This window comes from Donghicola sp. XS_ASV15, assembly GCF_041224595.1.
Lineage (GTDB): Bacteria > Pseudomonadota > Alphaproteobacteria > Rhodobacterales > Rhodobacteraceae > Donghicola.
In genome coordinates this window covers 39,569-51,966 of sequence record NZ_JBGFGN010000135.1, presented here as the reverse complement: position 1 = coordinate 51,966, position 12,398 = coordinate 39,569, and the positions used below count along the sequence as shown (strand labels likewise).

General features: G+C 59.7%; 12 protein-coding genes. 3 read left to right on the top strand and 9 right to left on the bottom strand.

The features are described 5' to 3' along the window. Positions 1 to 16: 16 nt before the first annotated feature. From AB9K37_RS11020 to ltnD, 5 genes are all read right to left on the bottom strand, one after another. Entirely contained in the window at positions 17 to 1,186 is a 1,170-nt protein-coding gene (locus AB9K37_RS11020; protein ID WP_369838415.1) for a pyridoxal phosphate-dependent aminotransferase, read from the bottom strand. A 123-nt stretch (positions 1,187 to 1,309) separates the two neighbouring features. Further along, complete coding sequence (locus AB9K37_RS11015) at positions 1,310 to 2,071, bottom strand: hydroxypyruvate isomerase family protein (protein WP_369838412.1); 762 nt, start codon at positions 2,069 to 2,071, stop codon at positions 1,310 to 1,312. After that, on the bottom strand, positions 2,071 to 2,718 hold the full coding sequence (locus tag AB9K37_RS11010; protein WP_369838409.1) for an aldolase: 648 nt from the start codon (positions 2,716 to 2,718) through the stop codon (positions 2,071 to 2,073). The genes AB9K37_RS11015 and AB9K37_RS11010 overlap by 1 nt, the downstream gene beginning before the upstream one ends. After that, positions 2,715 to 3,980: a 3-oxo-tetronate kinase gene (gene otnK, locus AB9K37_RS11005; protein ID WP_369838406.1), complete on the bottom strand. Its 1,266-nt coding sequence runs from the start codon at positions 3,978 to 3,980 to the stop codon at positions 2,715 to 2,717. Before otnK ends, AB9K37_RS11010 begins: the two co-directional genes overlap by 4 nt. Before the next feature lie 2 nt (positions 3,981 to 3,982). After that, the gene (ltnD, locus tag AB9K37_RS11000; RefSeq protein ID WP_369838404.1) at positions 3,983 to 4,885 is read right to left on the bottom strand and encodes an L-threonate dehydrogenase; all 903 of its coding nucleotides are present in this window, start codon (positions 4,883 to 4,885) and stop codon (positions 3,983 to 3,985) included. 145 nt (positions 4,886 to 5,030) lie between these two features. On the opposite strand from ltnD, the gene AB9K37_RS10995 reads away from it, so the two are divergent. The 3 genes from AB9K37_RS10995 to AB9K37_RS10985 all read left to right on the top strand — a co-directional run bounded on the left by AB9K37_RS10995 (position 5,031) and on the right by AB9K37_RS10985 (position 7,598). Further along, positions 5,031 to 6,050, top strand: coding sequence for a LacI family DNA-binding transcriptional regulator (locus AB9K37_RS10995; RefSeq protein ID WP_369838402.1), 1,020 nt, complete (start codon positions 5,031 to 5,033; stop codon positions 6,048 to 6,050). Between the two features lie 70 nt (positions 6,051 to 6,120). Beyond that, positions 6,121 to 7,236: an HWE histidine kinase domain-containing protein gene (locus AB9K37_RS10990; RefSeq protein ID WP_369838401.1), complete on the top strand. Its 1,116-nt coding sequence runs from the start codon at positions 6,121 to 6,123 to the stop codon at positions 7,234 to 7,236. Positions 7,237 to 7,238: 2 nt separating this feature from the next. Then, the gene (locus AB9K37_RS10985; RefSeq protein ID WP_369838399.1) at positions 7,239 to 7,598 is read left to right on the top strand and encodes a response regulator; all 360 of its coding nucleotides are present in this window, start codon (positions 7,239 to 7,241) and stop codon (positions 7,596 to 7,598) included. Between the two features lie 49 nt (positions 7,599 to 7,647). On the opposite strand, the gene AB9K37_RS10980 is transcribed toward AB9K37_RS10985, so the two are convergent. Genes AB9K37_RS10980 through AB9K37_RS10965 form a run of 4 tightly spaced genes read right to left on the bottom strand, consistent with a single transcriptional unit; the run spans position 7,648 to position 12,397 of the window. Beyond that, positions 7,648 to 9,195, bottom strand: coding sequence for an acyl-CoA dehydrogenase family protein (locus tag AB9K37_RS10980; RefSeq protein WP_369838397.1), 1,548 nt, complete (start codon positions 9,193 to 9,195; stop codon positions 7,648 to 7,650). Then, a complete protein-coding gene (locus tag AB9K37_RS10975) occupies positions 9,195 to 10,070 on the bottom strand; it encodes an amidohydrolase family protein (protein WP_369838395.1) in 876 nt (291 codons plus the stop codon). The genes AB9K37_RS10980 and AB9K37_RS10975 overlap by 1 nt, the downstream gene beginning before the upstream one ends. Positions 10,071 to 10,079: 9 nt before the next feature. After that, on the bottom strand, positions 10,080 to 11,894 hold the full coding sequence (locus AB9K37_RS10970; RefSeq protein ID WP_369838393.1) for a feruloyl-CoA synthase: 1,815 nt from the start codon (positions 11,892 to 11,894) through the stop codon (positions 10,080 to 10,082). A gap of 26 nt (positions 11,895 to 11,920) precedes the next feature. Further along, positions 11,921 to 12,397, bottom strand: coding sequence for a MarR family winged helix-turn-helix transcriptional regulator (locus AB9K37_RS10965; protein ID WP_369838392.1), 477 nt, complete (start codon positions 12,395 to 12,397; stop codon positions 11,921 to 11,923). Between the last annotated feature and the right edge of the window lies 1 nt (position 12,398).

Sequence of the window (12,398 nt, the reverse complement as noted above, 5' to 3'; positions counted from 1 at the left end):
ATTTCCTTTCCGTGGTTTAGAGCAATTTCTTGATGCGGCTTATCGCTTCAAGAATGTTCTCAGTCGAATTCGCGTAAGAGAAGCGCAAGTACCCTTCGCCCCACGCGCCAAAGGACGTGCCCGCGACGGTCGCAACCCCGGCCTCGTCCAGAAATTTGTCCTGCGCCTCTTTTGATGTCAGGCCTGTGCCCTCGATATTCGGGAAGGCGTAGAAGGCCCCCGCCGCATCGGCGCAGCGCACTCCGGGCAGGTCATTTAGGGCATCGACGATCACATGGCGGCGCGCGTCGAATTGGGCCACCATATCGGTCACGCAGTCCTGAGGTCCGGTCAGCGCGGCCAGTCCCGCGAATTGGGTCGGTGCGTTCACGCAAGAGTGGTCGTTGATGCAAAGGCGCGTCACATGATCCACCGCCGCATCCGGCCAGACCGCATAGCCAAGGCGCCAGCCAGTCATGGCATAGGTCTTGGACCAGCCATCCAGCATGATCAGGCGATCGCGGATTTCGGGGTATTGCAACAGGCTGACATGTTCGCGCCCGCCATAGAGCATGTTGCTGTAAATCTCGTCCGACATCAGGGCCACGTGGGGGTGATCCATCAGGCCAGCGACCAGCTTGTCGATTTCCTCTTTGGGTGTGACGCCGCCCGTGGGGTTGGCGGGGCTGTTGATGATGATCAGACGGGTGCGCTCGGTGATCTGGGATAGAACCTGTTCAGCGCTGAAGGCAAATCCGTTCTTCTCTTCCAAGGCAATCGGCACAGGCGTAGCGCCGCTGTACTTGATCACGGATTCGTAGATCGGGAAGCCCGGATTGGGATACATGATCTCGACGCCCGGTTGGCCGAACATCATCACCGCAAAGAACATGGTGGGCTTGCCACCCGGCACGACGACCACATTGTCAGGGTTCACCTCGACCCCATGACGGCGGTTCAGGTCAGCGGCAACGGCCTCTCGCAGCACCGGCAGGCCATTTGCGGGCGTATACCCGTGATGGCCGTCGCGGATCGCCTTGATCGCGGCTTCGGAAATATGTTGGGGCGTTTTGAAATCCGGCTGCCCGATCCCGAGGTTGATAATATCTTTGCCCTGCTGCGCCAGCGCCTGTGCCCGCGCCAGCACCACAAAGGCGGACTCGGTTCCCAGACGCGACAGACTGTCGGCGAAAATCATGCCTGACATGGTCCCTCCCCATAGGCTGATTAAAAGTGTCGGAGCGGGCCCCTCCTTCCCGCTCCGACTGGGTTTGGAAATTTGGTATACCAAAATTTCCAACCTGAAAAGCCCCGAGTTTCGGGGAGTGTTTCAGAGATAGTTTTTCAGCCAACCTAGCGTTTGATCAGTGGGCTTGGTCGGTTTGTACTCGGCGCCGATGGGCGCGGAATATCCAAGTTCGGCAATCAGTTGCAAGACATAGCTATAGTCCAACTCGCCGTGATCCGGCTGCGCACGGTCGGGGACCGAGGCGATCTGGATGTGCCCGATTTTGGGGAGCAAGTCGCGCAACGTGTTGGTCAGATCGCCTTGCATCAGCTGCATATGATAGCAGTCGAACATGATCTTGATGTTCGGCTCGTCCACCATGTCGATGATCCGTTGCGCCTCGGCAGTCGAGGTCAGGAAGTACCCCGGCACGTCATAGGTGTTCAGGGGTTCGATCAGGATGGTGATGCCGAATGGGGCCGCTCGCTCACAGGCATAGCGCAGGTTCTGGACAAAGGCTTTGGCAGCGTCTGCCCCCTTGGCTTTACCTGCCATGACATGGATGCACTTGGTGCCCGTGGCGTTGGCATAGGCGACGGCTTGGTCGATGGCGGCGCGCCCCTCGTCCATGCGGTCGGGCAGCGCACACAGGCCGAAATCCCCGTCATCCAGATCGCCCGGATGGGTGTTCAGCCCCAGCATGGTCATGCCAGTTTCCTTGAGCGCCTCGCGCACCTGTTTGGCGGGGGTGTCATAGGGCCAGTGGCATTCCACATCCGAAAATCCGGCCTCTTTCGCGGCGCGGATAGCGTCGGACAAGTCCAGTTCCCGCCAGAGGAACCCGAGGTTGGCAGAAAATTTCATCAGTCCCACTCCACATCATATTTGGTCACGATCTGCTGGACCATTTCGGGGCTCAGCATCTTTGCATCATAGCCGCGCATCAGGATGGCTAGCCGCGCGGTGTCTTCGAGTTCTTCGATGGCGTTGCAGGCGGCCTCCACATCCTTGCCCGCAACGACGGGGCCATGGTTAGCAAGCATCACCGCACTGCGTTTCCCCGCCAGCCCGCGCACCGCATCGCCCATCGCCGGATCTCCGGGGATAAAGAAGGGCAGAAGCTTGACCTTGCCCAGTTTCATGATCGCATAGGGGGTCAGCGGCGGCAGAAAGTTATCCTCGTCCACCTCGGGCATCAGGGACCACGCGACCGAGTGGCAGGAGTGCAGGTGAACCACCGCGCCGGTCTTGTTCCGCGTCTCGTAAAAGGCCGAATGGAGCGGCATTTCCTTGGTCGGTTTATCGCCGCCAATCAGGGTACCATTTGCGTCGAACCGCGACAGCCGCGCCGGATCAAGCCGTCCGAAGCTCGTCCCGGTAGGCGACACCAAGAGCCCCCCGTCCGGCGTCCGCGCCGAAATGTTGCCGGTCGAGCCCCCCGTCAGACCGCGGTCAAACAGGGATTTGGCCAGCAGGCACATCTCTTCGCGCAGCTTGGTTTCTTCGGTCATTGATCCTCCAGCACAGCAAGCGCGTCCGCAAAGAACTCTTCTTTGCCAAAGTTGCCGGATTTGAGGGTCAAAGCAATCTTTTCGCCTTCGCTCTCGGTATAGGTCCACGGCACGCCGGGCGCGATCTCTTGGCCGATGTCCAAACGGGTGACCCCTAGCGCTTGTGTAACAGCACCGCTGGTTTCACCTCCAGCGACCACGAACCGCCGCGCCCCTGCACTGAAAGCTGCTTGGGCCAATTCGGCCAGCGCATCTTCGATCATCGCCCCCACTTGCGGGCCGCCAAAGGCCTCTTGCGCCTTGCGCACCTGATCCGGCTCTGCGGTGGCGTAGATCAGGGGCGCTTTGCTCAAATCCTGTTTCGAAAGCCACGTCAGCACCGGACCAATTCCACGTTTCTCTAAGTCGAAGGCATCTAGACGGTAGCTGGGAGCATTGACCGAATACGCGCTCACCTGCGCGCGGGTCATGGCCGAACAACTGCCAGACAGAATGATGGTCTTTTCGGGCAAATCCGGACGCACGGCTTTCTCGGCATCCGCTGACAGCACCCCGTCACGCACATAGAGATCGGGCAAGGGCATCGCGACCGCACTCCCGCCGGTCATCAACGGCATATCACGACACGCAGCGGCAATGGTGTAGAGATCATCGTCCGCCACAGCGTCGATCACAACATGCGCGACGCCCGCGCCTTCGAGTTCTGACAGACGTTCGCGCAGCGCGTCAGCGCCGCGGGCGACGGTCAAGCGATTGGCCAGCCCCACCTGCCCCGAAACCTGCGGTGCCAGCAAGCGCATCAAGTTGCTGTCGCGCATGGGCGTCAGGGGGTGATCTTTCATCGGGCTTTCGGCCAAGGGCTGCTCACCGACAAAAAGGTTGCCCATGAAAATCGCGCGCCCGTTTTCAGGAAACGCGGGACAATACATGGTCTGCTTGGCGTCCAGATCGGCCATCAGGGCCTCGGCCACGGGGCCGATATTGCCCTCGGCCGTGCTGTCAAAAGTCGAGCAGTATTTCCAGAAAAACCGCTCTGCGCCTGCTTGCTTTAGCCAGTCCAAGGCACGGCGGCATTCAGCAACGGCATCGGCCACAGGGGCCGTCCGGCATTTCAGGGCAATCACCTCGAACGGGGCGGTGTCAGAGGGCGCCTCGTCGGGAATGCCCATGCGCAAGGACACACGCACGCCGGAGCGGGCCAAGAGGCCTGCCAAATCAGTGGCACCGGTAAAATCGTCGGCAATACAGCCAAGTACGGTCATAGTTACTCCTGTCCAGGAAGAGTGAGCCCCGCCATCGCCGCATAGACCTTGGCCACTGCGGCATCATCTTCGGCCCCAAGGCCCATGCCCTGCGCCGCCAAATACATCTGGAGCGCCGCGCCGGAAATTGGCGCGCTGAATTGGGCCGAACGCGCGATGTCTTGCACGATACCAAGGTCTTTGGGCCAGATGTTGACCTGACTTTTGGGGGAATAGTCGTTGTCGATAATGTGAGGCGTCCGGTTCTCGAGCGCCCACGAATTGCCAGCGGATTTGGTGATGACCTCGTAGAACCGCTTGGGGTCGACGCCTTGGGTCATGCCAAAGGTCAGTGCTTCGGCCATGGTCGCAATGTGCACACCAACGAGCAACTGGTTCACAGCCTTCATCGCGCTGCCTGCACCGGCGCTGTCGCCCATCTCGAAGACGTCGCTTGCCATGCCATCGAGAGCGGGTTTCAGAGCCGCGAAAGTTTCCGCAGTGCCCGATGCCAGAACCGAGAGCGCGCCATCGGCCGCACGGATCGGGCCGCCAGAGATCGGCGCATCCAGATAGAGGACACCCGTTTCGGCGCATTGCGCCTCCATCTTGCGGGCGAAATCGGGGGCGACTGTGGCGCAGCTCATGACCGCCGCGCCCTTGCGCAGCATCGGGACCACGCCGCCATCGCCAAACAGGACAGCTTCGGTCTGCGGAGCGTTCAGGACTACGGTGACCACAGCGTCCAAATCCACGGCCACATCCGCCAACGCCCCCTCGGCGCCGCCAGCCTCGCGGAATTTAGCCATTTGCGCTTCGTTGATGTCGTAGCCGTAAACGGACAGCCCTGCCCGTAGCAGCGAACTTGCAACCCCGTATCCCATCGACCCAAGGCCAATCACGGCCACTTTGTAATTTTGTCCCATAGTCCCTCCTCCGAACATGAGCCACCGGCTTGACGTTATTTCCGTTACCGGTACCGTTGGGCACTAGGGGTAGTCAGCATTGAGGGGTGCGTCAAGCCTGCTTCCCGTGTAGAAAAGCGAAATCGCGATTGGAAAAGTGAAACCGATGCACAGCAAAGTCACCTTGGCCGACGTGGCCGCCGCCGCCGGCGTGAGCAAGATGACAGCCTCGCGCGCGATGCGGGGTGCCAAGGACGTGTCGCCAAAGACCGTCGAACGCGTGCGCAAGATTGCAGCTGATCTGGGGTATATGGGCAACCACGTCGCCGCCAGTCTGGCGAACAGCCGCACCGACCTAATCGGCGTGGTGGTCCCGTCCCTGTCCAACATCGTCTTTTCCGAGGTTATGTCCGGCATTGAGGACGCGATTGCCGGCACTGGCTTGCAGCCGTTTTTTGGGGTCACCGGATACGATCCAGAGCGTGAATACCTTCTGGTGCGGCAAATGCTATCGTGGCGGCCTGCGGGGCTGATCGTGACAGGCTTGGATCAAGATGCCCAAACGCGGGCCCTACTGAAGGCGGCAACTCTGCCAGTTGTTCAGATCATGGACACGGATGGCGCAGCTGTCGATCTGTGCGTCGGTTTTTCTCAACACGAGGCCGGTGCGGGCATGGCCGATCTTCTGATCAAGCAGGATCGCAAACGATTTGGCTACGTGGGCTGCGCGCTTGACCGCGACACCCGCGCAATCAAGCGGCGCGATGGCTATCTGAACACCCTAGCCAAGAACGGTATTACCGAGGTTCCGCAACAAACCAGCACCGAGCGCTCTTCGGTCGCGGCAGGCAAAACGATGACGGCCGCGTTGCTGGCGGCTCATCCCTCTCTTGATGTGATCTACTATTCGAACGACGACCTAGCGATCGGTGGGGCCTTTCACTGTATGGAGCGCCACATAAGGGTTCCTGATCAAGTGATCCTCGCGGGGTTCAACGGGCTCGACCTAGTGGCAAGCCTTCCTACACCGATTGCGACGACCCGAACGTCGCGACGCGATATCGGAACGGCCGCAGCCAAAGCCATTCTGTCACGTCACGGAACCAAGGTTGCAAACGATCCTCTCTTGAAAACTGTCCCGATTCAGCATGTTATAGATGCAAGACAGACGGTCACAGCCAAGTGATGCTGACAGCCTTGCTTTTGAACACCGAAACCTACCTGACAAGCCACACTCGCTAACAGATAGGCCCGCCATGAGAGTTAGCCCTTTGACCAACACGCCCCATCCCCCAGCAGACATTTCTGTGGATCGGCCGGACGAAATTGAAGAGCTGAAGCAGCGCATCGCTGAGCTAGAGGCCGAGAACGCGGCGCAGGCTCTTCGGCTAAGCACCAAGCGCACCAAGCTGCTGGAATTCGAGGCAATGGTCCAAACCGCCCCGGTCGGCATTTTGATCGCAGATGCAAGCGGGAAGATCACTTATGGCAATCATCTGGTGGAAGAGATGTTGCGCCATCCCATCCACTTTTCCGAAAATGTCGCTGATTACCGTGCCTGGACCGCCTTCCACGCGGACGGCAGCAAAGTCGAGGTTCAGGAATATCCACTGGCCCGCGTTTTGGCCGGCGCAGATTATTCCGAGTTGGACGTACAATATTTGCGCGGCGACGATACCCAGTTTTGGCTGCGGATCATCGGCCGCCCCGTGCTGGATGCCGATGGGAACCGGATCGGTGCAGCCGTTGCCCTGATCGATATAGATCGCGAGCGCAAACTTCAGGACACCCAGCAAATTCTGATCCGCGAGTTGAATCATCGGGTCAAGAATGCCTTCAGCGTGGTGAAATCGATTGTGAACCAATCCCTGCGCTACAGTTCGGTAGAACCGCACGTACGGCGCACTCTGGATCATCGTTTGGATGCTTATGCCGCAGCGCACGGGCGATTGATGGATACCAAGTGGCAATCCGGCGACTTCCGGCAGGTGGTTGCAGATATCGTGGATCATGTGGCTCCGGGTCGTGTGTCCTACAGCGGTCCAGCCCATGAGATTAACAGCGGAGAAGCCTTGGCGTTCTCCATGGCGTTTTACGAATTGGCAACCAATGCGATCAAATATGGGGCACTCAGCGTTCCCGAAGGACGTGTAACTCTGACTTGGGAACTCCAAGATATTGATGATGTCCCGTCTCTGATCGTAAATTGGTCGGAACTTAACGGTCCTACGGTCGTTAAAACTGAGCGGAAGGGCTTCGGGTCGTTCATTACGAACCGGGCAATTGCTCTTGAAACCGGGGGCACCGTTGAGATGGATTTTAAAGAGGCAGGTGTGACATGGACATGTATCGTCCCGATCGAGGAGGAATAACTATGAGCGATGGCAACCGTCGCGTCCTCGTCGTGGAAGACGAAGTGATCTTGGCGCTCGACCTCACAGAGATTATCGAAGACCACGGTTTTGCAGTGGTCGGGCCCTGCTCTCGCCTCAAACATGCAGAGCGTGCCGCCCGCGAGGACAATATTGACGCAGCCTTGCTTGACGTAAATCTCGGCCATGGAAAAACCACCGAAGGGATCGCCAAGATACTACGCGAACGGAATATCCCGATCGCATTTATCACCGCAGAGGCGCCCTCGTCCGTGTCGTTCCGTAAGACCGAGGAACCTTTGATCCGCAAGCCCTCGTCGACGTCGGCGCTGATGGATTGTATCGAGCGTCTCGTGGCCTAAAAACCTGAAATTTTAGGGCGGTTCCTTGACCCAAGGAACCGCTTTTTTGTTAGACGGGCACCGGCAAAGGGCGTCGCTGGACACGCTCGTTCAGACGCTGCAACTCTTCATCGCCAACGCGGGCGATCTTCGCCCATACCGCGCGGAAGTAGAGCTCCCCCGTCAAACGTGCAAAGTCATACGCTATGGCCGCAGGCGTTGCGCTTGCGCTCACCTCGGCGCGCATGGCCCGCCATTTATCTCGCAGTGCCATGACGCCCTCATCATCGGTCAACTCACCGATCAGATCGTCATATCCATCAGCCGCACCAGGCAGCTTGAGCCCGCGTGTCGCAATCGTCAGATCATGGATGCCATTCGCGCCCTCGTAGATCGCGCAGATCCGCGCATCGCGCCACGTCTGAGAGACGCGATATTCGGTCAGATAGCCGTAACCGCCAAGGATCTGCATCCCCAGATCAGCGCTGCGCGTACCCGCATCGGTGCAGAACACCTTGCACACCGGCGTCAGGAAATCGACCAGCGCGGGGCGCGCGTCCAAATCCATTTCGACCATTGCCACGTGCACCATCGCCCGCGCCCCCAAGGCCAGCATCCGCTGCTCGTCTAGCATCCGGCGCACATCAGGGTGATCGGACAGCACAGCGGGGCTGCCATCAGATTTACGGCCTTGGGTCCGGTCAGCGGCATAGGTCGACGCAACCTGATAGGCGCGGCTGGCATGGGCGACGCCTTGCAAGGACACATCGATCCGCGCGTGGTTCATCATGGTGAACATGGCCATCAGGCCCTGCCCTTCGGTCCCGACCAGCTCTGCCCGCGCCCCGTCAAAGGACATCTGGCATGTCGGCGAGGCATGGAGGCCGAGCTTCTCTTCGATCCGCGTCACGGTGATGTCATTCCGGATGCCGTCATTTTCCGACAAGCACAGGAACAGGGACAGACCTTTGACACCATCTTCCATCGCGCCGGTGCGGGCCAGCACCAGATGGAATATGCCTTCGCTCATGTCCTGATCACCGCCAGAGATGAAAATCTTCTCGCCGGTAATCTTGTAGTGATCCCCATCCTGCACCGCCTTGGTCCGCACACGGCCCAGATCACTGCCCGCGCCCGGCTCGGTCAGGCACATGGTGGCAAGCCAGCGCCCCTCCGCCAAGGGCGGGATGTAGGCAGATTTCTGATCCTCGGTCCCAAAGCGCATCAGAGTCGAGATCGCCCCCGGTACGAGATTGCAGACCATTTGCATCGAGTGGTTCGCGCCGCTGAAAATTTCAGAAACACAGGCAGCTGTCACGTGGTCCGCCTGCATTCCGCCAAATTGCTCGGGCGCGGTCAGCCCCTGCCAGCCGCCTTCGGCGAGCTGGCTATAGGCGTCGCCGAACCCGTCGGGCATCTGAACGCGGCCATTTTCCAGACGGCACCCCTGTGCATCGCCGGACTCGTCAAGCGGGGCGATCACCCCTTCGGCAAAGCTGGCGAAATGGGTTATCACGCCTTCGGCCAGTTCGTCATCCCAGTCAGGCAAACGGTCGACATCGGCCACTTTGCGCAGGCTGAACAGGATATCGTCAACGGGGGCGGCAAAAGGAACCATTACTCCGTCACCCCCAGCAGACGCATCGCATTTTCTTTCAAGATCAGCGGGCGCACTTCGTCTTTGAAGTTTTGCTTGTCAAAGGCATTGAGCCACTTCTCCGGTGCGATCATCGGCCAATCCGAGCCGAACAGCATCTTCTTCTTCAAGAGTGTGTTCGAATAGCGGATCAGGATCTCGGGGAAGTACTTGGGCGACCAGCCCGACAGGTCGATGTAGACATTGGGCTTGTGGGTCGCCACCGACAGCGCCTCTTCCTGCCAAGGGAAGGACGGGTGCGCCAGAATGATCGGCATGTCGGGGAAATCCACAGCCAGATCATCCATGTACATCGGGTTCGAGTACTTCAGCCGCATCCCGTTGCCGCCCTTCATGCCGCTGCCAACGCCGGTCTGGCCGGTGTGGAACAGGGCGGGCTTGCCGGTTTCGGCAATCGCTTCGTACAGGTCATAGGCCATGCGGTCATTGGGGTAGAAGCCCTGCATGGTCGGATGGAACTTGAAGCCCTGAACGCCGTAATTCGCCACCAGATCGCGGGCCTCGCGGGCCCCCAGCTTGCCCTTGTGAGGGTCGATGCTGGCGAACGGGATCAGGATATCGTCTTCCTTGGCGCAGGCCTCGGCGACCTCGTAGTTATTGTAGCGGCGGTAGCCGGTCTCGCGTTCTGCATCCACGGGAAAGATCACGGCTGCGATGTTCATTTCACGGTAATGGGCTGCCGTCTCGGGGATGGTCGGCGGGTGGCTCCACGGGGCACCAAAGTATTTGGCCATGGTGCTTTGCAGCTCGTCATAGCCGTCATCAGCGTGGCAGCCGCAGCTTTCCTCGGCGTGGGTGTGGAAATCGATCGCGCGAACTTTGGAGAAATCTACCATTGTGTCACCTCACACCCGGATCAGCGCCGGGTCTTCGTTATCGTAAAGCCGCTCGAGCAGGTCGGCGCGGCGGGTAATGATTTTGCGGACGTTCAAGCTGCCCTTGTCCGTAATCTCGTGGTCTTTGACCGAGGGCGGCTCGGACAAGATAATAGCGCGGCTGATCCGCTTTGCAGATCCTGTGGCATTATGCGCCATCTCGCGCAGCCGCTCTTCGAGTTCGGCCTGAAGGATCGGGTCGATGACCGCCCCTTCGGAGGTGTTGTCGCCATGCACGTGATCGGGACGCGGGAAGATAAACAGGCCGATCTGGTCGCGGTCGTGACCGCAGATCACAACGTCTTGCACTAAGCCACGCAGCCCTTCCAAGGCTTCGAGACGTAGTTTGCCTGCCTGAACCCAAGTGCCGGTCAGCAGTTTGAAATCCTCGGACACGCGGCCATCAAAGGTCAGGCCCCGCTCGGGGTCGTCGTTATTCACAAAGCGCACAGCGTCGCCGGTGATCAGGAAGCCCTCTTCGTCAAAGGCTTCGGCGGACTTCTTTTCATCGCCCCAATAGCCGGTCATGACGTTCGGGCCTTTGACGCGCACTTCGCAGCGCATTTCGTCGTCGGGCAGCAGTTTCACAACAGTTTCGGGCAGCGGCACGCCAATCACGCCAGAGCGGCCAATAGGCTCGTGCACCATGATGGTGGCAGGCGCGGTTTCGGTCATGCCCCAGCTCGAGATCATAAGCGGCAGGCGGCCACGGACTTCCATCGCCATCTCTTCGAGACGGGTCCAGACGTCTTGGGGCAGCGATGCGCCAGCATAGAAGATCAGGTCCAGATCACGGAAATACGCTTGGCGCAGGTCCAGATTAGTTTCCATCTCATGGACCAGCATTGCGAACCCTACGGGTACGTTAAAGGACAGCGTGCCGGGCTTGTCGATGATGTTCTGAACGGTGTGCTTGAAGCCCGACTTGGTCGGTTTGCCGTTGTCGATGTAGAGACTGCCGCCATTTGCCAGCATCATGTAGGCGTTGTGCGATCCGCCAAACACGTGGTTCCAAGGCAGCCAGTCGGTGATGCTGGGGGCCTTTTCCTTGAGGAAGGGCATGACAGACGCCATCTGCGCCTGGTTCGCGCACATCATGCGCTGGGTGGTCAGAACGCCCTTGGGGTCCGAAGACGAGCCCGAGGTGAACAGGATTTTCGCCAGCGTATCGGGGCCGACAGTGGCGTGCACCGCGTCCAGATCGACGCTCTCATCACCCGCCAGCAGATCGGCAAAGGGGGTCACTGCGACAGGCGCGCCGTCGGTCATTGACGCCACGATCTCTACGTCCGCCAGCTCGGGACGCTTCAGCGCCTCGGCGTAGCGGCCCGCGTCATCGACAAAGGCCATCGCTGGTTTGACCTTGTCCAGCACATAGACCAGGCGGGCGTGCGCCTCGGGGATCAGCGAATACTGTTCGGCCAGCGGCACGGTGGGCACCCCTGCCCACTGCGCGCCTAAAGACAGCAGCGCGTGGTCGACCGAGTTGCCGGACATGATGACGATCGGAGTCTCTTGGCCCAGACCGCGAGCCGCCAGAGACGACGCAATCGCTTTGACCTGCTCCAGCAGCGCGGCATAGGTCACTTCGCGCCAGCCGTCCCCTGCCCGCTCTGCGATATAGACCTGATCGGGTGTCTTGGTCGCCCACTGTTCGATCCAGACGCCGGTATGATCAACGATCGGATCACAGGCAACGTTAGAGCGCATTTCGAGAGTGCTGTCGCGGCGGTCGAGCCGGACAGAGTGCGGGACCATGGTCAGCCCCGTAATCTCATTTTTCATAATTCCCCCTCTGGGCCCTCCCGCCCTTAGTCGAATTTTTCCGTAGCGCCGATGCGCCACAACAGGTCTTTCAATGTCTTTTGCTCGTCTTCGGTCAGGGCCGACAGCATCACACGTTCATGTTCGTGTACGGTCGCTACCGCCTTTTTCCAGAGCTTCTGCCCCGCGAGCGTAGCCCGCAAAGCATAGGAGCGCCGGTCACCCGGGACGCGATTGCGCCCGATCAGATCGGCATTTTCCAATTCGTCCACCAGCACCACCACGCCAGACCGTTCGATACGCAGCGCCTGCGCCAGCTGGGTCTGGGTGATGTCTGGATGGGCGTTGATGATGGCGAGCGCAGAAAACGTCGCCACACGCAGCCCCAAAGGTTCGATCGTCTGGATCATGTCATCGCGGATCAGCAGGTAGCTGTGCTTCAAGCTGTAGCCGTAGAATTGCCGCAGAACTTCGTCATTCGGAGCGGGTGCCGCTGCAGTCTGTTTCCGTGCCACTTTCGCCATC

Coding starts and splice junctions, on each gene's coding strand:
- AB9K37_RS11020 (WP_369838415.1), bottom strand. CDS start 1,186: ATGTCAGGCATGATTTTCGCCGACAGTCTGTCGCGTCTGGGAACCGAG.
- AB9K37_RS11015 (WP_369838412.1), bottom strand. CDS start 2,071: ATGAAATTTTCTGCCAACCTCGGGTTCCTCTGGCGGGAACTGGACTTG.
- AB9K37_RS11010 (WP_369838409.1), bottom strand. CDS start 2,718: ATGACCGAAGAAACCAAGCTGCGCGAAGAGATGTGCCTGCTGGCCAAA.
- otnK (WP_369838406.1), bottom strand. CDS start 3,980: ATGACCGTACTTGGCTGTATTGCCGACGATTTTACCGGTGCCACTGAT.
- ltnD (WP_369838404.1), bottom strand. CDS start 4,885: ATGGGACAAAATTACAAAGTGGCCGTGATTGGCCTTGGGTCGATGGGA.
- AB9K37_RS10995 (WP_369838402.1), top strand. CDS start 5,031: ATGCACAGCAAAGTCACCTTGGCCGACGTGGCCGCCGCCGCCGGCGTG.
- AB9K37_RS10990 (WP_369838401.1), top strand. CDS start 6,121: ATGAGAGTTAGCCCTTTGACCAACACGCCCCATCCCCCAGCAGACATT.
- AB9K37_RS10985 (WP_369838399.1), top strand. CDS start 7,239: ATGAGCGATGGCAACCGTCGCGTCCTCGTCGTGGAAGACGAAGTGATC.
- AB9K37_RS10980 (WP_369838397.1), bottom strand. CDS start 9,195: ATGGTTCCTTTTGCCGCCCCCGTTGACGATATCCTGTTCAGCCTGCGC.
- AB9K37_RS10975 (WP_369838395.1), bottom strand. CDS start 10,070: ATGGTAGATTTCTCCAAAGTTCGCGCGATCGATTTCCACACCCACGCC.
- AB9K37_RS10970 (WP_369838393.1), bottom strand. CDS start 11,894: ATGAAAAATGAGATTACGGGGCTGACCATGGTCCCGCACTCTGTCCGG.
- AB9K37_RS10965 (WP_369838392.1), bottom strand. CDS start 12,397: ATGGCGAAAGTGGCACGGAAACAGACTGCAGCGGCACCCGCTCCGAAT.